This is a genomic window from Microbacterium sp. bgisy207, from assembly GCF_057706855.1.
Window position 1 is genome coordinate 46,679 of record NZ_JBYIPB010000007.1, and the last position, 25,024, is coordinate 71,702.

Annotated in this window: 20 protein-coding genes and 2 riboswitches; of the genes, 8 read left to right on the forward strand and 12 right to left on the reverse strand. The window is 68.6% G+C overall.

The window, feature by feature from the left end; all coding sequences use genetic code 11:
• Positions 1-11: 11 nt before the first annotated feature.
• The 9 genes from AC3ENO_RS08170 to AC3ENO_RS08210 form a co-directional block, all read right to left on the reverse strand.
• Positions 12-560 (reverse strand): type 1 glutamine amidotransferase domain-containing protein, encoded by a 549-nt coding sequence (locus AC3ENO_RS08170; RefSeq protein ID WP_434970151.1) that lies wholly within the window; start codon positions 558-560, stop codon positions 12-14.
• A gap of 123 nt (positions 561-683) precedes the next feature.
• Positions 684-2,222 carry a DHA2 family efflux MFS transporter permease subunit gene (locus tag AC3ENO_RS08175; protein ID WP_434970152.1) on the reverse strand — a complete coding sequence of 513 codons (1,539 nt, stop codon included), beginning with the start codon at positions 2,220-2,222 and terminating at the stop codon, positions 684-686.
• A 166-nt stretch (positions 2,223-2,388) separates the two neighbouring features.
• On the reverse strand, positions 2,389-2,598 hold the full coding sequence (locus AC3ENO_RS08180; RefSeq protein ID WP_434970153.1) for a hypothetical protein: 210 nt from the start codon (positions 2,596-2,598) through the stop codon (positions 2,389-2,391).
• A 2-nt stretch (positions 2,599-2,600) separates the two neighbouring features.
• Complete coding sequence (locus AC3ENO_RS08185; protein WP_434970154.1) at positions 2,601-3,509, reverse strand: glycosyltransferase family 2 protein; 909 nt, start codon at positions 3,507-3,509, stop codon at positions 2,601-2,603.
• Positions 3,506-4,642 (reverse strand): cysteine desulfurase family protein, encoded by a 1,137-nt coding sequence (locus tag AC3ENO_RS08190; protein WP_434970307.1) that lies wholly within the window; start codon positions 4,640-4,642, stop codon positions 3,506-3,508. Before AC3ENO_RS08190 ends, AC3ENO_RS08185 begins: the two co-directional genes overlap by 4 nt.
• A gap of 2 nt (positions 4,643-4,644) precedes the next feature.
• Entirely contained in the window at positions 4,645-5,520 is an 876-nt protein-coding gene (nadC, locus tag AC3ENO_RS08195) for a carboxylating nicotinate-nucleotide diphosphorylase (RefSeq protein WP_434970155.1), read from the reverse strand.
• Complete coding sequence (gene nadB, locus AC3ENO_RS08200; protein ID WP_434970156.1) at positions 5,520-7,073, reverse strand: L-aspartate oxidase; 1,554 nt, start codon at positions 7,071-7,073, stop codon at positions 5,520-5,522. The genes nadC and nadB overlap by 1 nt, the downstream gene beginning before the upstream one ends.
• Positions 7,070-8,419: a quinolinate synthase NadA gene (gene nadA / locus AC3ENO_RS08205; protein ID WP_434970157.1), complete on the reverse strand. Its 1,350-nt coding sequence runs from the start codon at positions 8,417-8,419 to the stop codon at positions 7,070-7,072. Before nadA ends, nadB begins: the two co-directional genes overlap by 4 nt.
• Positions 8,416-9,207 carry an NUDIX hydrolase gene (locus tag AC3ENO_RS08210; RefSeq protein ID WP_434970308.1) on the reverse strand — a complete coding sequence of 264 codons (792 nt, stop codon included), beginning with the start codon at positions 9,205-9,207 and terminating at the stop codon, positions 8,416-8,418. Before AC3ENO_RS08210 ends, nadA begins: the two co-directional genes overlap by 4 nt.
• Positions 9,208-9,344: 137 nt before the next feature.
• Between AC3ENO_RS08210 and AC3ENO_RS08215 the strand changes: the two genes are divergently transcribed.
• The 4 genes from AC3ENO_RS08215 (at position 9,345) to gcvP (ending at position 15,411) form a co-directional block, all read left to right on the forward strand.
• The gene (locus tag AC3ENO_RS08215; RefSeq protein ID WP_434970158.1) at positions 9,345-10,529 is read left to right on the forward strand and encodes a MarP family serine protease; all 1,185 of its coding nucleotides are present in this window, start codon (positions 9,345-9,347) and stop codon (positions 10,527-10,529) included.
• A gap of 65 nt (positions 10,530-10,594) precedes the next feature.
• Positions 10,595-10,686: riboswitch (glycine riboswitch) on the forward strand.
• Position 10,687: 1 nt separating this feature from the next.
• Positions 10,688-10,802: riboswitch (glycine riboswitch) on the forward strand.
• Positions 10,803-10,850: 48 nt separating this feature from the next.
• Positions 10,851-12,119 (forward strand): glycine cleavage system aminomethyltransferase GcvT, encoded by a 1,269-nt coding sequence (locus AC3ENO_RS08220; RefSeq protein ID WP_434970159.1) that lies wholly within the window; start codon positions 10,851-10,853, stop codon positions 12,117-12,119.
• Positions 12,116-12,499: a glycine cleavage system protein GcvH gene (gene gcvH / locus AC3ENO_RS08225; RefSeq protein WP_434970160.1), complete on the forward strand. Its 384-nt coding sequence runs from the start codon at positions 12,116-12,118 to the stop codon at positions 12,497-12,499. The genes AC3ENO_RS08220 and gcvH overlap by 4 nt, the downstream gene beginning before the upstream one ends.
• 56 nt (positions 12,500-12,555) lie before the next feature.
• Positions 12,556-15,411: an aminomethyl-transferring glycine dehydrogenase gene (gene gcvP / locus AC3ENO_RS08230; protein WP_434970309.1), complete on the forward strand. Its 2,856-nt coding sequence runs from the start codon at positions 12,556-12,558 to the stop codon at positions 15,409-15,411.
• A 154-nt stretch (positions 15,412-15,565) separates the two neighbouring features.
• Here the strand turns inward: gcvP and AC3ENO_RS08235 are convergent, their stop codons facing one another.
• Entirely contained in the window at positions 15,566-16,534 is a 969-nt protein-coding gene (locus AC3ENO_RS08235) for a hypothetical protein (RefSeq protein WP_434970161.1), read from the reverse strand.
• 203 nt (positions 16,535-16,737) lie between these two features.
• Positions 16,738-17,532 (reverse strand): CPBP family intramembrane glutamic endopeptidase, encoded by a 795-nt coding sequence (locus tag AC3ENO_RS08240; RefSeq protein ID WP_434970162.1) that lies wholly within the window; start codon positions 17,530-17,532, stop codon positions 16,738-16,740.
• A gap of 182 nt (positions 17,533-17,714) precedes the next feature.
• On the opposite strand from AC3ENO_RS08240, the gene AC3ENO_RS08245 reads away from it, so the two are divergent.
• From AC3ENO_RS08245 to AC3ENO_RS08255, 3 genes are all read left to right on the forward strand, one after another.
• On the forward strand, positions 17,715-19,598 hold the full coding sequence (locus AC3ENO_RS08245) for an ABC transporter family substrate-binding protein (RefSeq protein WP_434970163.1): 1,884 nt from the start codon (positions 17,715-17,717) through the stop codon (positions 19,596-19,598).
• 202 nt (positions 19,599-19,800) lie between these two features.
• The gene (locus AC3ENO_RS08250) at positions 19,801-21,336 is read left to right on the forward strand and encodes an ABC transporter permease (protein WP_434970164.1); all 1,536 of its coding nucleotides are present in this window, start codon (positions 19,801-19,803) and stop codon (positions 21,334-21,336) included.
• A 1-nt stretch (position 21,337) separates the two neighbouring features.
• On the forward strand, positions 21,338-22,543 hold the full coding sequence (locus tag AC3ENO_RS08255; protein WP_434970165.1) for an ABC transporter permease: 1,206 nt from the start codon (positions 21,338-21,340) through the stop codon (positions 22,541-22,543).
• Here AC3ENO_RS08255 and AC3ENO_RS08260 read toward each other — a convergent pair.
• The gene (locus tag AC3ENO_RS08260; RefSeq protein ID WP_434970166.1) at positions 22,534-23,145 is read right to left on the reverse strand and encodes a hypothetical protein; all 612 of its coding nucleotides are present in this window, start codon (positions 23,143-23,145) and stop codon (positions 22,534-22,536) included. The genes AC3ENO_RS08255 and AC3ENO_RS08260 overlap by 10 nt on opposite strands.
• Before the next feature lie 29 nt (positions 23,146-23,174).
• Between AC3ENO_RS08260 and AC3ENO_RS08265 the strand changes: the two genes are divergently transcribed.
• A complete protein-coding gene (locus AC3ENO_RS08265; protein ID WP_434970167.1) occupies positions 23,175-24,914 on the forward strand; it encodes a dipeptide ABC transporter ATP-binding protein in 1,740 nt (579 codons plus the stop codon).
• Positions 24,915-25,024: the final 110 nt, after the last annotated feature.

Consider the following 25,024-nt stretch of genomic DNA (forward strand, 5'->3'; position numbering starts at 1 on the left):
CGGCGCTGCCCTCAGGCGGTCTGGCCCGCGTGTGTGCCCTCGCCGATCTCTTCCACGAGCTTGTCGTTGAATGCCGGAAGGTCGTCGGGCGTGCGGCTCGAGACCAGACCCTGGTCGACGACGACCTCCTCGTCGACCCAGTGCGCCCCGGCATTTCGGAGGTCGGTCTGCAGGCTCGGGTAGCTTGTCAGGGTGCGGCCTTCGACGACGTTCGCCTCGATGAGGGTCCACGCGCCGTGGCAGATCACGCCCACCGGCTTGTGCTGCTCGAAGAAGTCCCGTGCGAAACCGCAGGACGCGGCATCCATGCGCAGATGATCGGCGTTCACGACGCCGCCCGGCAGGACCAGAGCGTCGAAGTCGGCAGCGTTCGCAACGGAGCTGTCGACATCGACGCTTTGCGTATGACCGTTCTTGCCCGTCACACTGTCCCCCGCGGGGGAGACGAGGCGTGCCTGTGCTCCGTGGGAGGTCACCGCTTCCCACGGTGAGGTCAGCTCGCTGTCTTCGAAGCCGTCGGTGACCAGGAACGCGACAGTGGTGCCGGTGAGATGCGACATGGGGATCCTCCGTTGTGCGAGAGTTCGTACTCAGTTGTGCGTGAGTTCGTACGCACACGACGGTAGGCAACCTGACCAGCGCGGGGCAGGGGCTTGCACGCGAGTGACCCACTCGCTACGGGGTCAGTGCGCGGGGATGGCGCCTTCCGGCTGATCCGCGGGCTTACGGATGAGGAACGCGCCCACAAGGATCGGAAGCGCCACGATCGCCGAGACGAGAAAGGCGCCCCGCGCCCCGGCTGCGGCGGCTTCGTCTGCCGCAACGCCCGCCTCGACCGCGGAGGCGGCGATGGCCGACATCGTGGTCACCATGACCGCGACACCCGCCGCTCCAGCCACCTGCTGGACAGTCCCCAGCACGGCCGAGCCGTAGGAGTAGAAGCGCGGCTGGAGAGAAGCGAGGGAGGCCGTGAACAGCGGCGTGAACGAGAGGGCGAGACCGAGCGAGAGCACGATCTGGGTGACGAGGATGACCCAGATCGAGGTGCCCGCGCCGTAGGTCGCGTATGCCCACAGAGCCGCCACGGCAAGGATCGCGCCGGGCACGAGCAGGACTCGCGTGCCGGATGCGTCATAGATCCGACCGACGATCGGTCCGGCGAACCCCATAGCGAGCGAACCGGGCAGCAGCAGGAGGCCGCTTTCGAGAGCCGTCGCCCCGACTGCCTGGCTGAGATACAGCGGCAGGACCGTGATCGCGCCGAAGAAGGCCATCGACAGCACACCCATCTGGGCGATCGAGAGGGAGAAGTTCAGGGAACGGAACACACGCAGATCCATGAGCGCATCGTCCTTGCGCTGCAGCACGAGCTGGCGCCACACGAACAGCGCGAGCGCGATGATGCCGATCGCGATTGCGATCACCAGTGTCATCGTCGAACCCGCCTCTGCGGCCGCGTCGGCCTCCGTCCCACCATGGCTGGCCGCGCCACCGATCTGGCTGAGCCCGTAGACGAGACCGCCGAATCCGAATGCCGACAGGATCACCGAGAGCACGTCGATCGGCGCTCGCGTCGTCTCACCGAGGTTGCGGACCCAGATCGCGCCGGCCACCAGAGCAGCGATCGAGATGGGCAGCACGATCCCGAAGATCCAGTGCCAACCCAGCGAGTCGAGGATCAGTCCCGACAGCGAAGGCCCGATCGCGGGGGCGAGGGCGATGACGATGCTGACGCGTCCCATCATCCGCCCGCGCGCGTGCGGCGGCACGATGGTCATGAGGGTCGTCATCAGCAGCGGCATCATGATCGCCGTACCGGACGCCTGGATCACGCGCGCCGCCAAGAGCACCTCGAAGCCCGGAGCGACGAACGCGACAGCGGTTCCCGTCGAGAAGAGGGTCATCGCTGCCAGGAACACCTGGCGGGTCGTGAAGCGCTGCAGCAGGAAGCCGCTGATAGGGATGACGACGGCCATCGTGAGCATGAACGCTGTGGTCAGCCACTGCGCGGCAACACCCGTGATACCGAGGTCGACGATCAGGTGCGGAATCGCGACGCCCATCGTGGTCTCGTTCAGGATTGCGACGAAGGCAGCGGCGAGCAGGAGCCAGATGATGCGGCTCTCCTCGGGGCGCAGATTCATGCCGCGCGACGCCGGCGCAGGAGCTGCGGCCGGCGTCGGGATCGATCCGGTCTGCGGAGTCGCGTTGATCGCTGCCACGGGGCGGTTCCTCACTATCCAGGCACGTGTCGTCAGCCGGTTTCACCGGGGAGACACCGACAACACAGGCGTCATTGAGCCACGCTCGGTGGCGGCATTCACCCTAACGGCCGGAGCCGACATTCGATTCCCCAGCGGGGGAAGGAGTTTCGCCCGTCGAGGCGACTCAGTCGTCGAGGGTCTCCTCGTCCACCGACTTGTCCCACTGCTCCGACCCGATGGCGTTGGTCGGATGCGGCGTGGGCTCGTCCTCCAAGAGGTCTGCCGGCGTGGGCGAGATGAGCTGCTCCTCGGGGATCGACGACAACTCGTCGATCTCCTTGCGAAGCGCGTCGAGGTCTTCGCGTCCGGTGCCGGCGCCGTCGTTCGCAGTCATGTTCACACCCTATCGGTGTCATCTGTGGCGACGTGATCCAGGCGTGCCTCGAACGCCCTCAGCAGGTCGCGGTACTGCGGATCAGGGTGGTTGGCCGCGATACCGCGAAGGCGCGGGAGGTCCATCGCGTGAATGAGATCTCGCCGCGCACGGTAGGCCCCGTCGTGGTCTGCGAGGACCTCCAGACCGGCGGCCATCGCGTCCAGGCAGTCGCGGAGCACGGTGAGATCCGACTCACGCTGCGTGATGGAGGAGCCGTCGGGGCGCATCCGCCACCGCACCACCACGTCGGGGATCGTGTCGAACGCGGTTGCCGAGACCAGCATCCGTTGCGCGACGACCTGGTCTTCATACAGGCGGCCCTCGGGGAAGCGCAGGGTGTCCCAGACGTGCGCGCGGCTGACCTTCGCCCAGGCGACGATGCTCCCCGTCGCCGCCGGATGCTCACTCAGTCGGACGCGGTGGCGCTCCGGGGCCGTTGCGGCGACGACCCACGGTTGGACGGAGCCCTCGCGGTAGGTGCCGTCGGCTTCCGGCCGCAGTCGCGTGTAGGCGCCGATGACGAAGTCGCTCCCGGTGCGTTCGAGTGTTCCGATCATGCGCTCAAGGGCTCGGGGCGTGAACTCGTCGTCGGCGTCCAGGAACCCGACGAACGGCGTCGTCACGAGATCGAGACCTGCGTTGCGTGCCGCCCCGAGGCCCCGCGTGCGAGGCTGCCGCACAACCTGGAACCGGTCATCGCGGGCTGCGGCATCCGCGAAGAGGTCTCCTGTCGCATCGACTGATCCGTCATCGACGAGGACCGCTCGCCAGTCGCTGCGGGTCTGACGTCGAAGCGAGTCGAGCGCGGCCGGAACGTAGGGGGCCACATCAAGGCCCGGAACGATCACGGTGATCGCCGGGTCTGTCATACCCCGGATCTTACGGCTGCGACCGCTGCCTCTATCGCATCCACGATGGGTGCGACGGAGCCCTCGGCATCGTGCCCGAAGGTCACGCGCACGGCCGTGCGGGCCTGGTCGGGAGGGACGCCCAGGGCGAGAAGCACGTGGGAGGCCTCGTCGCTGCCCGCCGCACAGGCGGAGCCGCTGGAGGTGACAAGTCCCCGCCGTTCGAGCTCGAGCAGCACAGTCTCACCGTTCACGCCGGCGAATGTGAAGCTCGCCGTTCCCGGGAGGCGATGCATCGGATGGCCGGTCAATCGCGCGACCGGGATCCGCTCGAGCACTCCGGTGATCAGTTCGTCCCGCATCGCCGCGACCCGCGCGGCGCCCGAGGCGCGCTCGGATTCCGCGAGCTCGAGCGCGCGCGCGAGTCCGACCGCACCCGCAACGTTCTCCGTGCCGCTGCGCCGCTCGCGCTCCTGTCCGCCGCCGTGCAAGACCGGCTCGAGCGGGATGCGGGCGCGGATGCCGAGCACACCGATCCCCTTGGGAGCGCCGATCTTGTGACCGGCGATCGACACGGCGTCCGCGCCGGTGGCGGCCAGCGGGAGCCAGCCCGCGGCCTGCACCGCATCCAGATGCAGCGGAGCGCGTCCCCCGACGGCCCGGACGAGGCCCGCGACATCCTGAACCGTGCCGATCTCGTTGTTCGCGTAGCCGATGCTCACGATCGCGGTGTCATCGCGCAGCGCGTCGGCCACCGCCGTCGGGTCGACCCGTCCCGTCGCGTCGACGGGGACGAGGCTCGCGTCGAATCCGTGGATCCGGACGAGGTAGTCAATCGAGGCCAACACCGACTCGTGTTCAATCGGGGTGGTCACGATGTGCCGGGCGCCACGACGCTGTTGCGCGGCGATGGCGACCCCTTTGATCGCGAGGTTGTTGGCCTCCGTGGCGCCCGAGGTGAAGACGATGTCGGTGGAGCGCATCCCCAGGACTGCGGCGATGCGAGCTCGGGCGTCGGCCAGTGCACGAGCCGCCTGCTCGCCGATCGTGTGGTGGCTCGACGGGTTGCCGAAGTGCGACGTGAGATACGGGGTCATCGCCTCGAGGACCTCGCGACGCACGGGCGTTGTCGCCGCGTTGTCGAGGTAACGGATGCTCACGACGTGGCGGCTTCGGGCGCGGCGTCGACGCGGATGTCCAGACCGAGATCGATCGCGCGGGCCGAGTGCGTCAGCGCACCGACCGAGACGACGTCGACCCCGGTTGCGGCGATGGCTTCGACGGTCTCCAAAGACACGCCGCCGGATGCTTCGACCACCGCCCGCCCGGCGATGAGGGCCACGCCTGTGCGCAGGTCGTCGAGGGCGAAGTTGTCGAGCATGATGATGTCGACTCCCGCGGCAAGGACCGCCGGGATCTGCTCGAGCCGGTCGACCTCGACCTCGACGCGCATCGTGTGCGGAACGCTCTGCATACCCGAGCGCAGCGCGTCGGTGATCGAGGTCCCCGCAGTGGTGAGGACCGCGAGGTGGTTGTCCTTGACCATGACGGCATCCGAGAGCGAGTGCCGGTGGTTGTGGCCGCCGCCACAACGCACCGCGTGACGTTCGATCGCGCGCAGCCCCGGGGTCGTCTTGCGCGTGTCGGCGATGCGCGCGCCCGTGCCGGCGACTGCCGCGACATATCGCGAGGTCAGCGTCGCGATCCCCGACATCCGTTGCACGAAGTTGAGTCCGATTCGCTCGGCCGTGAGCACACCGCGCGCGGGACCGGTGACGGTCGCGAGCACGTCGCCGGCCGCGAAGGTGTCGCCGTCCGCGACATGGACCGTCACGGCGATCGCCGCATCCGTGAGGGCGAACGCGGCAGCGAAGACGTCGCCGCCGCTGAAGGTGCCGGCTTCACGCGCGACGAGCTCGGCTCGGGCCTGCGCTGCGGCGGGCACGAAGGCTTCTGCCGTGACATCGCCCCACGGTGCGTCCTCGGCAAGCGCCGCCGCGACGACGCGTTCGATCTCGGGCCGCGTCAGCATCAGCCCACCGCCGCGAGTTCGGCGTCGCGCCGATAGTGGGCCCCAGCCGAGGCTGTTCGTCGGCGTGCCGCCGCGACGACGTGCTCGGCGACCAGAAGCAGATTCTCGTCCTCGTATTCGCGCTCGGTACGGGCAGATCGCGCCTGTGAGCGCCACCCGGCGATCACGCCGGCGGCGTGTGCGAGGCCGGCTTCGTCGCGGACGAGCGAGGCGCACTCCCACATGAGCTCCTGCAGTGCGGCGCGGGAGAATGTCGGCCGCGAGCTGTCCGCGGCCGAGCTGGTGGTCGCCGCCGGGGCGGGCGGCGGGCAGACGAACGGCGGCCATGCGCCGGATGCGGCATCCGCGGCGATCGTGTCTCCGGCGCGCGCCCCGAAGACGGCTCCCTCGAGGAGGGAGTTGGATGCGAGCCGGTTCGCGCCGTGGACTCCCGTGCGGGCGGCCTCGCCCACCGCGTACAGTCCCGGCAGCGACGAGCGGCCGTCGGGATCGGTGACGATCCCGCCCATGAGGTAATGGGCGGCAGGGGTGACCGGCACCGGAGTCCGCGCCCAGTCCAGGTTCCGCTCACGCATTGCGGCGTCGATCGTCGGGAACCTCTCGCGCAGCCACGCGGCGCGCATATCGGCATCCGTCGAGTGGATGCCGGTGGCATCCAGCAGTACGGGCCTACCGTCCTGCTGCCGCATGACCCGGGCGATCGCCCGGGCGACGACGTCGCGGGGGGCAAGCTCCCCGTCCGGGTGATCGTCGAACACGAACCGGCGCCCATCCTCGTCGATCAGAACAGCGCCTTCGCCGCGTACCGCCTCGGACACCAGGAATGCGTCGCCGGCGGCGAGCACGGTCGGGTGGAACTGGACGAACTCGAGATCCGCGACCGCCGCACCCGCGCGAAGCGCCGCGGCGATGCCGTCGCCGGTGGCCACAGCGGGATTGGTCGAGTGCGCGAACAGCTCGCCGATCCCGCCGGTGGCCAGCACGACGGCATCCGCTCGCAGGGTCTCGAGCGCGTCCCCGTGACCGTCCCGCGAGGTCCGCAGGATCCGAATGCCGCGCACGCGCCCGCCCTCCACGACGAGGTCGACGAGGAAGGCGTGTTCGATCACGGTTGCTGCCGTCGCGCGTACGGCAGCAACGAGGGCCCGCTCGATCTCGGTGCCGGTCGCATCCCCGCCCGAGTGCAGGATGCGCGGGTAGGAGTGTGCCGCCTCCAGGCCCTTGCGGAACTCCCCGTGCTCGTCGCGGTCGAAGGCGACTCCGAGCGTGACGAGCTCGCGAATGCGGGCGGGCCCCTCGGTCGCGAGCACCCGCACGGCGGCTTCGTCACCAAGGCCCGCGCCCGCAACGAGGGTGTCGCGGATGTGGTCCTCCACGCGGTCGTCGTCGAACATGACCCCGGCGATCCCGCCCTGCGCGTAGCGGGTGTTCGCGTGCTCGAGCACGTCCTTGGTCACGACGGTCACGCGGCATCCGCTGGCGGCGGCGTGAAGGGCGACAGTCAGGCCCGCGATCCCGCTTCCGACGACGATCACGTGCGCGGGGGATGTCATGACGCCTGCTCCCAGGCAGCGGCGGGAGCTCCCGGAGGCTTGGCTGCGAGCATCCGTTCGAGGGCGACCCGGGCGGGATCGGCGACCTCGTCGGGCACCGTGATGCGGTTGACGACCTCCCCGGCAACGAGGGACTCGAGCACCCAGGCCACGTATCCGGGGTGGATACGGTACATCGTCGAGCAGGGGCACACGACCGGGTCGAGGCAGAAGATCTCGTGCTGCGGATGCTCGGCCGCGAGCCGCTGGACGAGGTTCACCTCGGTGCCGATCGCGAAGGTCGTCGGCTCGGTGGCAGCCTCGATCGCCTTGCGGATGTAGTCGGTCGAGCCCGACTCGTCGGCGGCGTCCACGACCTCCATGGGGCACTCCGGATGCACGATGACGCGCACCCCCGGGTGCTCGGCGCGGGCCTTGTCGATCTGGGCGACCGAGAAGCGCCGGTGGACGGAGCAGAACCCGTGCCACAGGATGACGCGCGCGTCCTCGAGAGCTGTCTCGTCGTTGCCGCCGAGGGGTCGGCGGGGGTTCCACATCGGCATCCGCTCGAGGGGGACGCCCATCGCCTTGGCGGTGTTGCGCCCCAGGTGCTGGTCGGGGAAGAACAGGACGCGACGGCCGCGCTCGAACGCCCACTCGAGCACCGTCCGGGCGTTCGACGAGGTGCACACGATGCCGTGGTGGCGTCCGACGAATCCCTTGATGGCGGCGGAGGAGTTCATGTAGGTGACCGGGATCACCGGCAGCAGGCCCTCGGTATCCGGGGTGTCGAGGTCGCCGTAGACGTCGGTGAGCTCCTCCCAGGCCTGCTCGACCTCGTCGATCGAGGCCATGTCGGCCATCGAGCATCCGGCCGCGAGGTTGGGGAGGATGACGGCCTGATCGGGTCCCGAGAGCAGGTCGGCGGTCTCGGCCATGAAGTGCACGCCGCAGAACACGATGGCCTCGGCATCCGTTCGTGCTTTCGCGGCGTTGGCGAGCTGGAACGAGTCCCCGACGTAGTCGGCGTGACGGACGACCTCTTCGCGCTGGTAGAAGTGGCCCAGCACGACGACGCGGTCACCGAGCGTCTTCTTCGCCGCGACGATGCGCGCATCGAGCTCTGTCTCGCTCGCCTCGCGGTACTCGCGCGGCAGCTCGCCCTGGCGCGGCGAGCCGGTAGGGATGACGTCGCGCTCGGACGCGCCGGGACCGTAGCCGGGCACCGCGTCGAAGTTCCACGGCGCGGTGGCGAGGTCGGTGTTGCAGGTCTCACCGGGTTGGGAGCCCTCCACGATCGCGCGGATCTCGTGATCGATCGACGGGTCGATGGTGCGGGGGGTGAGGGCGATGTTGACAGCGGTCATGAGGTGCTCGATTCGGGCGAGGGACGGCGGGCGCCGCCGGCCACGGTCTCGGGCGGGCATGCGCCGAGCGTGGACAGCTCCGCCGCCGAAGGGCTTAGAGGCCCCCGGTCGGCGAGTTCGACGTCCTGGTTGTATCGGTAGAGACGGGCGGGGCGGTGGCTTCCCGTGCGGAAGCGGTCGGTGGGGATGAGGGTTCCGGAGTTCTCGACCTGGCGCCGGAAATTCGCGGGGTCGAGGCGCCGATCGAGGATCGCTTCGTACACCTCACGCAGGTCGGCCAGCGTGAACAATTCGGACAGAAGGCCGTGTGCGATGCGGCTGTAGCCGACCTTGTTGCGAAGTCGCCAGAGGGCGTACGACACGATCTCGTTGTGGTCGAACGCCAGCACCCCCGGTGCGCCCGCGTCGAACCATGCGACGTTCTCGGGAGCATCGCCAGCGGCCTCGTGCGCCGCGCGCTGCGCATCCACGTCATCGGCGCGTAGGAGCGCCCAGTACACGATCGACACGACTCGGGTGGGGGAGCGGTCAACGTCGCCGAATGCGTACAGCTGTTCGAGGTAGCTCGGGGTGAGTCCGGTCGTCTCCGCCAGCGTGCGGGACGCCGCGGCATCCAGCCCCTCGCCGGCGTCGAGCCACCCGCCGGGCAGCGCCCACAGTCCTTCATGGGGTTCGCGAGTGCGACGCACGAGAGGCATCATGAGGCGCGCGGATGCCTCGCCCGGCGCGCGGCGGACCGTGAAAATGACGGTCGACACGGCGACGCGGATGGCATCGGTGGAGGCCATCCGTCGGGGACCGGGAGCGAGGCTGGTTTGTGTCATGGTGACCCTAAGTTCTGCGACGATCTTAGAGTCACCCTGACCCGAACCGCAACTCCGACCCGTGTGAAGAAATCCCTCAGGGTGATGGACAGACTTGATACGTGGTCCTGGGCATCCTCACCGACGTTCTCGTCGTGATCGTGCTGCTCGGCGCGCTCGCGTGGGGTATCGGAAGTGGGGTGCTGGCGATTCTCGGCGCGGCAGCGGGGCTTGCCGCGGGCGGCGTCGCGGTGTGGTGGCTGCTCCCGGTCGTGGCGCCGCTGCTGCCGGAATCCGAATGGCGGGGGCCGGTCCTGATCGCGGGGGTCATCGCGCTCCTGGTCGGTGGTGCCATCGTGGGCGGCGCGATCGGGGGCGCATTACGTCGTGGCGCCGAGAAACTGCATCTCCACGTGTTCGATCGGCTGTTCGGGGGTGCCGTCGCGGTCGTCGTCACAGCGCTCTCGTTCTCGCTTGTCGCTCAGAGCGCCGCGGTGTCGGGGGTTCCCGTGGTGACCGCGGCCACCTCGTCCTCGCGCGTACTCTCGGCCATCGATGCACTCACTCCCGAACCGGTCAGCGCCGCGCTGGCGCACCTGCGACAGGCGGTGTTCGTCGATGCGCTCCCGCGGGTGGGGACGCTCCTGGACCTGCCCACGACCGCACCCACCGCGCCGCCGGTCGCCCTCGACGATCCTGCGCTCAGCACCGCAGCCCAGTCCGTAGCCCGTATCTCGGGGACCGCGTTCAGCTGCTCGCGGGGCATGACCGGTTCGGGCTTCGTCATCGCCGACGATCGCGTGCTCACCAACGCCCATGTCGTTGCCGGGATGGAGCAGATCGTCATGGAACTACCGGGACGCACGGCGCAGGCGGGACGGGTCGTGTGGTTCGATCCCGATCAGGACCTCGCAGTCGTCGCGGTCGAGACCGACGACGCCGCACCGCTGACAGTGTCCCCCGCACTGGCGGCGGGGGACACTGCGGCGGTCGCCGGCTACCCCTACGGCGGTCCGTTCACGCTCGGACAGGCATCCGTCCTCTCGGTCGGCACCGCCCGTGTGCCCGACATCTATGACCGCGGGGAAGCGACCCGCGAGATCTATGCCCTCAGCGCGCGGGTGGCGCCGGGCAACTCGGGAGGACCCGTGCTGACCGCCCGTGGCGAGGTGGCGGGAGTCGTGTTCGCGCGCGCCGACGACGGTGCCGAGGTCGGCTACGCGGTGACCTCGGGCGTGCTCGCCCCGCTTGCGCAGCAGGCGCCGGGCCTCGCTGAGCCCGTTTCCACCGGTTCGTGCACGCCGTGACGCGCGTTGCCGGCCGCAGCGGCATGCCTGGGATATGCTGGCCGCGCAACTGAAGATCCGGCCACATGACGGGTGCGGGAGAGCCCCGGGTCGCACCGGGCACCGAAGGAGCAAGCCTCCCCGCCAATCTCTCAGGTCCGCGTACCGCGCACGTCCGGCCACTCTGGAAAGCGACATCTCCCGCCAGGCGGAAGATGCCCGCCGACGGTGAAAGCGCAGCATCCGTGTGCATCGGGTGCCGGGCGAAGCTCTCAGGCCACAGACAGAGGGGGAGTTCACGGGCGTCGTACGGCGTCCCCCGTCCGACGACCGGGAGAACTCATGTCACACCCCGCTCCACCAGGGAACGCCTCGACACCACCGGAGCCGAGACGCTCGCCGCTGCACGATCGGCACGTCGCGCTCGGCGCCGCCTTCACGGACTTCGGCGGCTGGCAGATGCCCGTGCGCTACGCATCCGACCTCGCCGAACACCGCGCCGTGCGTGAGGCGGCTGGCCTGTTCGATATCTCCCATATGGCGGAGTTTCTGGTCACCGGACAGCCCAGCGGCATGTTCCTCGACTACGCCCTTTCGGGTGATCACTCGGGCATGCGGGTCGGCAAGGCGAAGTACTCGCTCGTCCTCGCCGAAGACGGCGGCATCATCGACGATGTCATCGTCTACCGCACCGCCGAGGACCGATACCTGGTCATCGCCAATGCCGGGAACCGGGATGCCGTCGCCGAGGCGTTCGCGCAGCGCGCCGCGCGCGCGCCTGTCGCGGCATCCTTCCTCGCGCCCCGTGAGCGCGGCGAGGGAGCCGCGTCGTTTCTCTTCGTCCCGGGCCCGTCCGACACCGCACAGATCGAGGACGTGACCGATCAGCTGGCGCTCATGGCGGTCCAGGGTCCCGCAGCGCAGGAGATCCTCGAGGCGACGCCCGGGATCGACGACCTCTCTCCCACACTCGCGGCCGTCGGCTACTACGCCTGGGCGGCCGGGTCGTTCCGCGGAGAGCCACTTTTTCTCGCGCGCACCGGCTACACCGGCGAAGACGGCTTCGAACTGCTCGTGTCCCACCGCGCGGCGGGAGCTCTCTGGGACGCTCTGTTGACCGCGGGAGCGCCGCGTGGTCTCGTCCCAGCGGGACTCGCCGCCCGCGACACGCTGCGGCTGGAGGCCGGCATGCCGCTGTACGGCCACGAGCTGTCCCGCACGACGGCGCCCGCGCAGGCGGGGCTCGGCTGGGCCGTCGCCGCCGGCAAGGCCGAGTTCGTCGGCAAGGATGGGGCGCTGGCCGCGGATGCCGACGCTCGCGTCCTCGTCGGGCTCGTGTCCGAGGGCCGTCGCGCGGGGCGGGCCGGCTACCCGGTCGTCGCCGTGCCCGAGACGGATGCCGCGGGTCCCGGCGCGACGGATGCCGCGGGCCCCGTCGTCGTCGGTGAGGTGACCTCGGGCGCGCTGAGCCCGACCCTCGGGCATCCGATCGCTCTCGCCTATGTCGACCCCGCGTACGCCGCACCCGGCACCGTGCTCGCGATCGACGTGCGCGGCACCCTCATTCCCGCATCCGTGACGACCCCGCCTTTCTACCGGAGGAAGAGATGACCGACCTGACGGCCCTGAAATACACCGCCGAGCACGAGTGGCTGCGCCTGGACGGCGACGAAGCCGTCATCGGGATCACCGACTACGCCGCCGAGAAGCTCGGCGACGTCGTGTTCCTCGAACTGCCCGAGGTCGGCGCAGACGTGTCGGCCGGACAGGTGTGCGGCGAGATCGAGTCGACGAAATCGGTGGGGGAGCTGTTCGCACCCGTCAGCGGCGAGGTGCTCGCCGTCAATCACGAGGCGGTCGACGACCCGTCCGTCGTGAACTCCGACCCGTTCGGTGCGGGGTGGCTCATGAAACTGAAGGTCTCGCCCGCCGACGTCGACGCGCTGCTGGACCGCGACGCGTACGTGGCGCTCACGGGCGGCGACGCGTGACCGGCGGCTCCTTCGCCGAACGCCACATCGGCACCGACGACGCCGCGCAGCGCGCGATGCTCGAGGCCCTCGGGTACGAGAGCGTCGATGCCCTCGTCGAGGCGGCGGTTCCGGCATCCATCCATGCCACATCTCTGGAGTCCTCGCGGATTCCGCACGCGGCGACTGAGGCCGAGGCGCTGGGGGAACTGCGCGCGCTCGCCGGGCGCAACCGCGTCTCGCGCTCACTGATCGGGCTCGGGTACTACGACACCGTCACGCCGGCCGTCATTGCGCGGAACGTCTTCGAGAACCCCTCGTGGTACACGGCGTACACGCCCTACCAGCCTGAGATCTCGCAGGGGCGGCTCGAGGCGCTCATCACGTTCCAGACGATGGTGACCGACCTCACCGGGATGGCGACGGCGGGCGCGTCGATGCTGGACGAGGCCACCGCCGTGGTCGAAGGGATGCTGCTGGCCCGGCGGGCGTCGAAGAGTGCGTCGAACGTCTTTCTCGTCGATGCCGATGCACTGCCGCAGACGGTCGCGCTGCTGCGTCACCGCGCCGAGGCGCTCGGGATCGAGATCCGTGAGGTGCGGTTCGGCGCGTCCGAGGCCCTTCCCGAGGCCTTCGGCGCGTTCATCCAGTACCCCGGTGCCTCGGGGCGGGTGTGGGACCCGACCGACGCGATCGCCGCCGTGCACGAGCCCGGCGGGCTCGCCATCGTCGCGGCGGACCTGCTTGCCCTCACACTGCTGCGCTCGCCGGGTTCGATGGGCGCGGATGTCGCCGTCGGCACGACGCAGCGCTTCGGGGTGCCGATGGGCTTCGGCGGTCCGCACGCCGGCTACCTCGCCGTGCGGGCGGGCCTGGAGCGTCAGCTCCCGGGGCGCCTGGTCGGAGTGTCGGTGGATGCCGCCGGGCATCCGGCCTACCGGCTCTCGTTGCAGACGCGCGAGCAGCACATCCGGCGTGAGAAGGCGACCTCCAACATCTGCACCGCCCAGGTGCTGCTGGCGGTCATGGCGGCGATGTACGCGGCGTATCACGGGCCGGAAGGGCTGCGCCTGATCGCTCAGGCCGTGCACACGCGGACGGCGCTCGTCGCCGGTCTGCTGCGTGCGCGGGGGGTCGAGGTGCTGACCGAGGCATTCTTCGACACGCTCGAGGTCCGGGTCGCGGATGCCGATGCCGTCGTGTCGGCGGCTGCCGGGCTCGGCATCCTGCTGCGACGGACTGATGAGCGCACGGTCGGGATCTCGTTCGACGAGGTCAGCGCTGTGGACCCCTCGATCGAGACCGATCTGCTCGCGGTGTTCGGAGCGACGGGTGATGCCCGCGCCGGGGACGTGCCCACCGAGCTTCCCGAGGGCTGGTCGTGGACCGCACTCGACGCGGTGCGCCTGTACCCCGAACAGCTGCGGCGCACGGATGCCTACCTCACCCACGAGGTGTTCCACGCGCACCGGTCCGAGACGGCGATGATGCGCTACCTGAAGACCCTCGCCGACCGCGACTACGCGCTCGACCGCGGCATGATCCCGCTCGGGTCCTGCACGATGAAGCTCAACGCCGCCACCGAGATGGCGGCGGTCTCGTGGCCGGAGTTCGCGCGGATGCATCCGTTCGCCCCCGCCGCCGACGTCGACGGCTATCTCGCGCTCATCGATCAGCTCGAGACCTGGCTGGCCGACGTGACCGGATACGACGCGGTCTCGGTGCAGCCCAACGCCGGGTCGCAGGGCGAGCTCGCCGGTCTCCTCGCGATCCGCGGCTACCACCGCTCCCGCGGCGACGAGCAGCGCACGGTGTGCCTCATCCCGTCGTCGGCGCACGGCACGAACGCGGCATCCGCGGTGCTCGCCGGGATGCGGGTGGTCGTGGTCGCGTGCGACGAGGCCGGCAACGTCGACCTCGGCGATCTGCGCGCGAAGATCGCCGAGCACGCCGACACGCTCGCGGCGCTGATGATCACCTACCCCTCGACGCACGGGGTGTACGAGCACGACGTCCTCGAGATCACGGGGGCCGTGCACGACGCGGGTGGCCAGGTCTACGTCGACGGCGCGAACCTCAACGCTCTCGTCGGATACGCCCGGCTGGGCGATCTCGGCGGCGACGTGTCGCACCTGAACTTGCACAAGACGTTCGCCATTCCGCACGGCGGCGGCGGCCCGGGCGTCGGTCCGGTGGCGGCAAAGGCGCACCTCGCGCCGTTCCTGCCGTCGCATCCGATGGCGCAGCGGGATCGGCATCCGTCGCTCGCAGATGCCGAGGGCGCGGTGTTCGCCGGGGGGCCGATCTCGGGCGCGCCGTACGGTTCGGCGTCCATTCTGCCGATCTCGTGGGCGTATGTCCGGATGATGGGCGCCGATGGCCTTCGGCGTGCGACCGGCGCTGCCGTGCTCGCCGCGAACTACATCGCGGCGCGGCTGCGGGCGCACTTCCCCGTGCTGTACGCGGGCGAGAACGGTCTGGTCGCGCACGAGTGCATCCTGGATCTGCGCCCGCTGCGCGAGGCGACGGGGATCACGGTCGACGACGTGGCCAAGCGCCTCATCGACTACGGCTTCCACGCGCCGACGATGTCGTTCCCCGTAGCGGGCACACTCATGGTCGAGCCGACCGAATCCGAGGACCTCGGCGAGCTCGAGCGGTTCATCGAAGCGATGATCGCGATCAAGGCCGAGGCTGATGCCGTCGCGGCAGGGGAGTGGCCCGCAGACGACAACCCGCTCGTGAACGCGCCGCACACGGCCGAGTCGATCGCGGCCGGCGACTGGCAGCATCCGTATTCGCGGGAGCGCGCCGTGTACCCCGTGCGCTCTCTGGTGCGCTCGAAGTACTGGCCCCCGGTGCGCCGGATCGACCAGGCCTACGGCGACCGCAACCTCGTCTGCGCCTGCCCCCCGCCCTCCGCCTTCACCTAACCCCGCCCCCCGCGCCGCCGCCCCGCCCCCGCCCCCGCCCCACCCACCCCGCCCCACCCACCCCGCCCCACCCACCCACATCCGCGAACAAGCCGCTCGTTGCCGAACCAGCCCGCATTGCCGGCTTGTTCGCGGGAGGCCGGCTTGTTCGGCGTCAGTGTCCGACGGACCGAACCCGCCGGAGCGTCGCGAGGAGAGCGTGGTCGGGTGGGGCGATCGGGGTGAGCCCGGCTGCGACGAAGCGATCGCGCAGTGTCAACCCGGCGAAGAGGTCAGCCCAGGTCCACCGGGTGAATGCGCGTACGCGGGCACGGACGCGGTCCTCTCGCCGTTTTTCTTCGATGAGGCGGCGGGCGGCGAGATCCGGAGCTACCGAAAGGTATTTGAGGTAGCCGTCGGATTCTCCGACGAATGATGCGTCCCGCCACCAGAAGTCGACCCGGTCGATTCCCTCGCGGTGAGGGAATTCCGCCTGCAACTGAGGAGCCGGAAAGCCGAGCCATCCGATGACTGCGCGGCTCACCGACTCGCCCGCCGACTCAGCGAGTGTTGTGGCGTGCGCGAAAAGCCAGGTCAGCTGCCGTGCATTGCGTGCTCGGGCTTGGCAACGCGCGAGGAGCCGGAGGTCGGAGATGGTGGTTCGGTCTCGGCGCTCACCCTGAATCGCCGCATCGACGACGGCGAGGGCATAGGCCGGGCTGAGGACGCGTGCCAGATCGAGAGCCGTCGTTGCGACATCCGCAACGCGAACCCCATCGCGAGTGATGGTTGCCCTGTCGATTTCTCCGGCGTGCTCGACGATCCCCGACCGTCGCCGCGTCGCGGACCCGGGAGGCAGAAGGATGTGGATGTCTCGCGGTTCACCGAAGATCGGCAGACCGAGGCAGACGGCCGCGGACTCGAATCCGAGGGTGTCGCCTGGCCGCACAAGCGTGTGGGCGCGTACTCGCTCGGTGTACCGCTCGTGCGCGGCCAGAGCGCGCCACTCGTCGGGGGCAGCGTATACGCCCGGACGGACGCGAATGAACCGTCCCGATGCGAGGCCATCGCGAAGCCGGCGGGGAAGCAGCGGATCCGGGTTGGCGCTCAGCATCCATCCGTCTCGGTGAGGTAGCGCGTGCATCGCCCCACCCTCCTGCCGCGCGCCACCACACCCGCCGCCCCTGGGCCCACGACCCGAACAACCCGCCCGAAACCCACCCTGGGGAGGGGTGGGTCCAACGCGAACGAGCCGCGCTACGCCGAAGCATCCGGCAATGCGGGCTCGTTCGCGACGACGTGGCTTGTTCGCGGTTCTTTGCGCGAGGGGGCGGCGCAGGCGCGGGGTTAGAAGACGGAGGGGAAGAGGGTTACCGCTAGGGGGTAGCCGATGAAGGCCACGATGTCGATGAGGGTATGGGCGATCACGAGGGGCATGACGCGGCCCCAGCGGCGATAGCACCAGCCGAAGACGACGCCCATCGCGAAGTTGCCGATGATCGCGCCGAAGCCCTGGTAGGCGTGGTAGGCAGCGCGCAGGCCCGCGGTGGTGAGGATGATGGCCCACCAGTTCCAGCCGAACCGGCGGAGGCGATCGAACAGGTAGCCCAGGAAGATCACCTCTTCCGTGAGTCCAGCTCGGAGGGCGGCGAGGATCAGCAGCGGAACTGTCCACCACGCGGCATCCAGCGGCGACGCGCTCACCTGAAGTGTCACGCCGAGCGCGCGCCCGACGATGTAGAGTGCGAGCCCCGGGATGCCGATCGCGGCGCCCAGCAGCAGGGCGCGGCCGAGGTCTCCGCCGAAGCGAGAGAAGTCCAGACCGATCCGCCGCAGGGCGTTGGACCCCGGCTCCCACAGCAAATAGACGACCAGCGCCACGAGTGCCACACCGAAGAAGATGTTCAGGAACTGGTACAGCGCATTCCACAGCGCCTCAGCGTCCCGGTTGGGGTTCAGCTGAGTCTGCTGTTGCGCGAGCGTCTGGTTTTCCTGAGCGGCGCGAATGAGCGAGCGGATGAAGGACAGCACGCTGTAGAGCGCGGACTGGCCGACGGTGATCGCGAGAACGATCCACAGTTCCCAGGTCAGCCGCAGACGCGCCTGCCCCTCCACCCGAGGAACGTTCAGCACTTCGCTCACAACAGGAGGCCGCTTCGGGGGGTTCACCTTGTCAGATTGCCACATACAACTGCTGTCGAGTTAAGGGTATGTAACTTTTCGGCCTCAGGTTTTGAACAACTCACAGCCCGCGCTTAGGGTTTTTCCATCCGTGCCGGGGTCGATCGCGCCCCCGGCACACAACCCCTTGCACAGGAGGAAATGTGAAGATCGCACGTCTTGCGGCGGGCGTAGGCGTCGTTGCGGTGGGAGCCCTCGTGCTCGCCGGCTGCAGCAACCCCTATCAGTCGGATGTCGTGGAGAACACCGAGGTCACCGTTGCGTACAACGAGGGCTTCTTCCACTTCAACGACGACAGCTCGGCTGGCAACAACACGGCCAACGGCAACATCAAGTACATGACCGACACCCCGTTCGGGTACTACAACAACACCCCGGAGTTCGTATCGAACACGGACTTCGGTACATATGAGAAGGTGAGCGATGACCCGCTCACCGTTGAGTACACGATCACCGCCGATGCGGTGTGGTCCGACGGTGTGCCGATTGACGAGGCCGACATGCTGCTGCAGTGGGCAGCGATGTCGGGCAATGTGAGCGACGCATTCTCGCCTGCCTCAACGACCGGGTTCAATCTCATCACCTCGACGCCTGAAACCGGCGACAAGACGATCACCCTCGTCTACGACGAGCCGTACGTCGACTGGGAGCTGATCGGCGGCGCCTCGGGTGGAATCCTCGGCGTCTCGGCGCACGGCACCTACGCGCTCGCGTTCCCCGAGGAGTACGCAGACGTCCAGGCAGCGTGGGACACCTACTCGGCTTCGGGCGAGCAGGGCGACTGGGATGCCTACAGCGAAGCGGCAAAGAGCTTCGCCGAGACCGCGAAGCAGAACGTGGTCGACGCGATCACCAACGGTGACGACGCGGTTCTCGACGCTCTCGGCACCGCGTGGAACGACGGCTACGCCTACACCACGCTGCCCGATAGCCCCGCGGCCGCCCTGACCAGCGGTGCGTACACGATCGAGGAGACCGCTGAGGACCAGTACACGACCCTCATCGCGAACCCGCTGTACACGTGGGGTCCCTCGCCGAAGTTCGAGCGCATCACGGTTCGCGCCATCGGCGACGCAACGACGGCGCTCCAGGCCCTCGAGGCCGGCGAGCTCGACATCTGGACGGGTCAGCCCACCGCTGACATCCTCCAGGTCGCCGAGGGCATCGCGACGGCGGAGGTTCAGACCGGCGTTCAGGCCTCGCACGAGCACGTCGACCTCACCGTCAACAACGGCGGTCCGTTCGACCCCGCGACCTACGGTGGCGACGAGGCCAAGGCTCTCGCCGTCCGCCAGGCGTTCTTGAAGACGATTCCCCGCCAGGAGATCGTGGACAAGATCATCAAGCCGCTCAACCCCGACGCCGAGGTGCGCAACACGAACCTCGTGAGCCCTGCTGACACCGTGCGGTACCCGATCCTCACCGCCGACAACGGCTCGGCCGACTACGCGGACGTCGACATCGAGGGCGCGATCCAGCTCCTCGCCGACGCGGGTGTGACGACGCCGATCGAGGTGGGCTTCTGGTACCCCGAGGGCAACGTCCGTCGCGGCCAGGAGTTCGAGCTCATCGCCTCGTCGGCTGCTCAGGCGGGCTTCCAGCTCGTCGATCAGAGCGAGCCGAACTGGGAGTTCACCGACCCGTCGATCAACCCGATCAACCCTCACGACGCGACGATCTTCGCCTGGTCGCAGACCAGTCTCGCCGTGGGTGGCTCGGACCAGATCTACGCCTGCTACGACTTCGCGGCTCCGGACACGAAGGGTGGCAACTACAACGGCTACTGCAACGAGGACGTCACGGCTGCGCTGGAGACACTCAACGTCACCTCGGACTACGACGCGCAGACCGACCTCCTCAACGAGGCCGAGATGGGCATCTGGTCGGATGCAGTGACGATCCCGATCTTCCAGTTCCCCGGCCTGCTCGTTTCGAGCGACCGCGTGACCGGAGTGAAGGCCATGCCGCTGAGCCCGGACTACTTCTGGAACTTCTGGGAGTGGGCGCCGGTCGACGCTGAGGGTTGATCCCTGCTTCGTCGGAAGCGGTGAGAGCCGCTTCCGACGAAGTCGACAGCAATAGCGTGGGCGCCGAGGTGACCCCTCGGCGCCCACAGCTGTGTCGGGGCGACCCGCCGCGACACCGCATGCCGTAGTACCTTTGGGCAAAGCTTTGCCCCGAACGGAACACCCCCATGACACCTGAGTCTGCGAACCCGCGAGGCCGAACGTGCTGACATTCCTGCTGAGGCGGCTGGGCGCAATCCTGCTCGTCCTCCTCGTCGCGTCGTTCATCGTCTACACCCTCACCGCGATCGGCAGCGACCCGCTGCGAGACCTCCGCGGGAGCAGTGCACCGAACCGCGAAGAGCAGATCGCGTATCGCATCGAGATCCTCAACCTCGACCTTCCGCCGGTCGTCCGTTACTTCACGTGGCTGGGCGGAGCGGCGAAGTGTCTCATTCTGCAGTGCGACCTCGGCGTGGCCTACACCCGTGGTAACCAGCCTGTGACCGAAGCGCTGGCCTCGGCAGCCGGATCCACCATCCAGCTGGTGACGGCCGCGACGATCATCGCCATCCTCGTCGGTGTCACGATCGGTATCCTCACCGCGCTGCGGCAGTACAGCGGGTTCGACTACAGCGTCACCTTCTTGACCTTCATCGTCTACTCGCTCCCGATCTTCTGGGTGGCGGTGCTCCTGAAGGAGTACGGTGCCATCCGATTCAATGAGTTCCTCGCCGATCCCAACGTCACCTGGCTCGCCGTTCTCATCACCGGGCTGATATCCGGAGTCGTGTTCATGAGCCTCCTCGGCGGCAGCTGGCGAACACGCCTCATCACTTTCGGATCGGCGTTCGTCGCCGGCGCGGGCCTTCTGGGACTGCTCGGCGTGACGAACTGGTTCGCTCAGCCGACGATCGGACTGATCGGCGTCATCATCACGGGTATCGGTGCCGCCGTCGGTGTGACGGCGATCTCGACGGGGCTGGCAAACCGCCGGGCCCTGCTCGCCTCGCTGATCACCGTGGCCATCTGGGTCGCAGCGTACTTCCCGCTGCAGTACCTCTTCTTCTACGTCCCCGAGGGCTGGATGCTTGTCCTGCTCGGCATCGCCGCGATCGGCATCGGCATCCTCGTGGGGATCCTGGTCGGCGGAGACGGCAAACGGGAAGCCGCGCGAACCGCTGCGATCGTGAGCTTCATCGCGTTCTTCGTGATCGTGATCGACCGCGTCCTGCTGGTGTACCCGGACTACGTGCAGCGGATCCCCCAGAGCGGTGTCATCGCCACGATCGGCTCGCGGACGCCCGGCCTACAAGGCGATATGTGGTTCGAGATCCTCGACGGCTTCTCGCACCTCGTCCTCCCGACGATCGCGCTCGCGGTGGTCTCGATCGCCGCGTACACGCGCTATACCCGGTCGAGCCTGCTCGAAGTCATGAACCAGGACTACGTCCGTACCGCCCGGGCGAAGGGCCTTACCGAGCGCACGGTGGTCGTGCGCCACGCGATGCGAAACGCCCTCATCCCGATCGCGACGATCATCGCCTTCGACATCGGAGCGCTGATCGGTGGTGCGGTGATCACCGAGACGATCTTCGCGTGGAAGGGCATGGGGTCGCTCTTCGTCGACGGACTGGAACACGGCGATGTGAACCTCGTGATGGGCTTCTTCGTTGTCACCGGCGTCCTGGCAGTGATCTTCAACCTGATCGCCGATCTTCTCTACTCCGCTCTCGACCCACGGATCCGGGTGAACTGACATGGCGACTCCGATTCCCACCGACGCTCCGCAGGACCGCGGGTCCGAGCAGACGATCGAACAGAAGGCCGTCGCCGGCATGAGCCAGGGCGCGCTCGTGCGCCGCCGGTTCTTCCGTCACAAGCTCGCAATGACCGCGCTCGTCGTGCTCGTGCTCATCATCCTGCTGGCGTTCACCTCGGTCGGTACGGTGATCGGCGGAACTGGCGCGTTGCAGGCAGACGCGTCCGGCGTTCTGACGATCAACGGATGGCGCATCCCAGGGTGGTGGCCGCTCGACTGGTGGACCGCCTACCCCATCGTCAACGGCGGGCAGCCGACTCTCACGCTGTGGCCGTTCAGCCTCGGGGAGCACCCGTTCGGTCAAGACACCCTGGGCAAGGACGTGTTCGCCCAGGTCATGCGCGGTACACAGCAGTCGATCACCGTGATGTTCCTCGTCGGCCTGGTCTCGTTGATCGTCGGCGTGAGCCTGGGCGCGGTCTCCGGGTACTTCCGCGGCTGGTCGGACTCGCTCATCATGCGGTTCACGGACGTCATCATCATCATCCCGATCATCGTTCTCGGCTCGATCATGGGGAAGCTGTTCGGCGGAAATGCGTTCGTGTTCGGTCTGTTCCTGGGCATCCTGAGCTGGACCGGACTTGCCCGGCTCGTGCGCGGTGACTTCCTGTCGCTGCGAGAACGCGAGTTCGTCGATGCCGCCCGCGTCGCCGGTGCGAGCAACGCGCGCATCATCTTCCGGCATATCCTTCCGAACGCCGTCGGCGTCATCATCGTCAACACGACCCTGCTCATGAGTGCCGCCGTGCTGACGGAGGCGGCGCTGAGCTTCCTGGGCTTCGGCATCCAGTATCCGGATGTGTCCCTCGGCCAGATCATCTCCGAGTATCGCGAGGCATTCCGCACGCGCCCGTGGCTGTTCTGGTGGCCGGGTCTGTTCATCATCCTCTTGGCGCTGTGCATCAACTTCATCGGTGACGGTCTGCGCGACGCGTTCGACCCACGTCAGCAGGCGAAGGTCAGCCGTCGCAAGGCAGCGCGCGCGGTCGCCGCGATCCCTTCGGTACAGGCGGTCACGATGGTGGAGGGTCCGACCTCGGCATCCGACGCGCCGTACATCGACGAGTTCACCGATCTGGGGGAGAGATCGGGTCCACCCGATGCGCGAGGCGACCGCGGTGATAGGCCGGGTGATCAGCCGTGAGGCAGGACCAGGCTCAGCACCGCGGCAGCCGTCAGGACGGCCGTGCCGGCGATCAGCAGCGGATGCCACGTGACCACCGCCTCACCGGCAGCAGGAGCGCTGCTGAGCGGGGAGTCCTCGCGACGGTGCCGGTCGAGTTCGCGGCGCACGAGCCCCGCCGCATCGCCCGAGGCGGTTCCCTCGGCATCGGACGGCCGGCGGGTGTCGTCGTCTCCCGGCGTGTGGGCGACGTCCGCGCGCTGCGTCGACAGGGCCTGGCGGGCACCGGGAGCCGGCGCCGCCCAGGCCCGGATGGTGCGGCCACTGCGTGTACGGATCGTGAGTGCGAAGCGCGACTCGATCGTTTCGATGTCGCTCCACGGCACGCGGTACGTGCGAACGATGTTGCTCACCTCGACGAAACCTTCGGATACGCGCACGAACGGGCGCAGGTACAGCAACCATGCGCCCCACCCGAGCAGGACGACCGGCCACGCCCAGCGGGCGAGCTCGAGCAGACCGCCGTCCACGACGATGAACACCAGTGCTGCTGCCGTGATCATCAGGGCGATCGCGGCGATGATCATTCCGCCGCGAGGGCGAAGAGTGACCGGTTCGGGCATGCGCCCATCCTGACACGGGAGAACGAACGATGACCTCTGACCAGCCGCGCACGGGCGGCCGTTCCAGCCGCCGTGACCGGGCCGCGGAGACCGCCTCCGCATCGACCGCAGGCCCTGCGCTGTCGGTCTCGAACCTCGGAGTGGAGTTCTTCGTCGGGGGGAGCTGGGTCGCGGCCGCCAAGCACGTCAGCTACGACCTGATGCCGGGGAAGGTCCTGGCGATCGTGGGCGAGTCGGGCTCGGGAAAGAGCACCAGCAGCATGGCCATCATGGGTCTGCTCCCCAAGAACGCCCGCGTGCACGGCAGTGCCAAGCTCGCCGGCAAGGAGCTCGTCGGCGCCCGTCCCGAGGTCCTGCGGAAGGTGCGCGGTGAGGGAATCGCCGCGATCTTCCAGGAGCCGATGACCGCGCTCAATCCGGTGTACACGGTGGGCTTCCAGATCTCCGAAGCGCTCATGACTCACCGACCCGGCATGACCCGCAAGCAGGCGAAGGAGCGCTCGCTCGAGCTGCTCCGCCTGGTCGAGATGCCCGATCCGCTCAAGGCGTTCAACTCGTATCCGCATCAGCTCTCGGGCGGTCAGCGTCAGCGCGCGATGATCGCGCAATCGATCTCGCTGGAGCCCCGCGTGCTCGTCGCCGACGAGCCCACGACCGCGCTGGATGTGACGGTTCAAGCCGAGATTCTCGACCTGCTTCGAAACCTCCACACGAAGCTCGACTCCGCGATCATCCTCATCACGCACGACATGGGGGTCGTCGCAGACATGGCCGACGACGTCATGGTGATGAAGGACGGCGACGTCGTCGAGTACGGTCCCGCATCCCAGGTGTTCGGCGAGGCCGAGCATCCGTACACCCGCGCGCTCATGGCATCCGTGCCGCACCTGGGCCTGGGCGAAGCCAAGACCGAGGAGGAGAGCCGGCGCGACGAGTCCACTGCCGCGCTGCGTCTGGAGAACGTCTCGATCGAGTACCCCAAGCGGGGACGCGTTCCCGCGTTCCGGGCGGTGTCGGATGCCACACTCTCGATCCAGCCGGGTGAGGTGCTGGGCCTGGTGGGGGAGTCCGGATCCGGTAAGACGACGATCGCCCGCGCCATTGTCGGCCTCGTGCCGATCGCAGAGGGAAGCCTTCGTGTCGCCGGCCAGGACATGGTCGGCGTGAGCGCCAAGGAGTTGCGCGCGGTGCGTCGCAAGCTCGGGATCGTGTTCCAGGACCCGGGATCCTCCTTGAACCCGCGCTGGCCCGTCGGCGAGTCGATCGGTGAGCCGCTCGAACTGGCCGGTCGTGGCCGTCAGGAGATCTCCCGGCGGGTCGAAGAGCTCCTGGATCTCGTCGAGCTGCCCCGCGACTTCCGAAACAGGTATCCCCACGAGCTCTCGGGCGGCCAGCGCCAACGTATCGGTATCGCGCGAGCCCTTGCCCTGGACCCGACGGTTCTCGTCGCCGATGAACCGACGAGTGCGCTCGACGTGTCGGTGCAAGCGAGGGTGCTCGAGCTGCTGCAGGCGATCCAGAAGGAGAAGCAGTTCGCGACGTTGTTCGTCACTCACGACCTCGCCGTGGTGGACCTCCTCGCGGATCGCATCGCGGTCATGCAGCACGGCAAGATCGTCGAGCAGGGCACGAAGGAGCAGATCCTGCGCAACCCGCAGGATGACTACACCAAGCGCCTGATCGCCGCGGTCCCCGTGCCCGACCCCGCCGAGCAGCGTCAGCGACGCGAGGCTCGGGCAGCGCTGCTGGCGGAACAAGCCTCCGGCTGACGGGTCCGCCCCCGCGTCCAGGGCGGCTATCGGTTCCGCGGGCACGAAGCCTGCCTGAGATACCCTGGAGGGTGCCGGCATCCCGGCAGCACCCCACCCGCAAGGATTCC

What these genes read in the sequence shown, in the direction of transcription:
- AC3ENO_RS08255 (WP_434970165.1), top strand. Translation starts at nt 21,338, where the DNA reads ATGGCGACTCCGATTCCCACCGACGCTCCGCAGGACCGCGGGTCCGAG.
- AC3ENO_RS08185 (WP_434970154.1), bottom strand. Translation starts at nt 3,509, where the DNA reads ATGACAGACCCGGCGATCACCGTGATCGTTCCGGGCCTTGATGTGGCC.
- nadC (WP_434970155.1), bottom strand. Translation starts at nt 5,520, where the DNA reads ATGCTGACGCGGCCCGAGATCGAACGCGTCGTCGCGGCGGCGCTTGCC.
- gcvP (WP_434970309.1), top strand. Translation starts at nt 12,556, where the DNA reads ATGCTCGAGGCCCTCGGGTACGAGAGCGTCGATGCCCTCGTCGAGGCG.
- AC3ENO_RS08180 (WP_434970153.1), bottom strand. Translation starts at nt 2,598, where the DNA reads ATGACTGCGAACGACGGCGCCGGCACCGGACGCGAAGACCTCGACGCG.
- AC3ENO_RS08220 (WP_434970159.1), top strand. Translation starts at nt 10,851, where the DNA reads ATGTCACACCCCGCTCCACCAGGGAACGCCTCGACACCACCGGAGCCG.
- nadA (WP_434970157.1), bottom strand. Translation starts at nt 8,419, where the DNA reads ATGACCGCTGTCAACATCGCCCTCACCCCCCGCACCATCGACCCGTCG.
- nadB (WP_434970156.1), bottom strand. Translation starts at nt 7,073, where the DNA reads ATGACATCCCCCGCGCACGTGATCGTCGTCGGAAGCGGGATCGCGGGC.
- AC3ENO_RS08260 (WP_434970166.1), bottom strand. Translation starts at nt 23,145, where the DNA reads ATGCCCGAACCGGTCACTCTTCGCCCTCGCGGCGGAATGATCATCGCC.
- AC3ENO_RS08210 (WP_434970308.1), bottom strand. Translation starts at nt 9,207, where the DNA reads ATGGCCTCCACCGATGCCATCCGCGTCGCCGTGTCGACCGTCATTTTC.
- AC3ENO_RS08235 (WP_434970161.1), bottom strand. Translation starts at nt 16,534, where the DNA reads ATGCACGCGCTACCTCACCGAGACGGATGGATGCTGAGCGCCAACCCG.
- AC3ENO_RS08170 (WP_434970151.1), bottom strand. Translation starts at nt 560, where the DNA reads ATGTCGCATCTCACCGGCACCACTGTCGCGTTCCTGGTCACCGACGGC.
- gcvH (WP_434970160.1), top strand. Translation starts at nt 12,116, where the DNA reads ATGACCGACCTGACGGCCCTGAAATACACCGCCGAGCACGAGTGGCTG.
- AC3ENO_RS08265 (WP_434970167.1), top strand. Translation starts at nt 23,175, where the DNA reads ATGACCTCTGACCAGCCGCGCACGGGCGGCCGTTCCAGCCGCCGTGAC.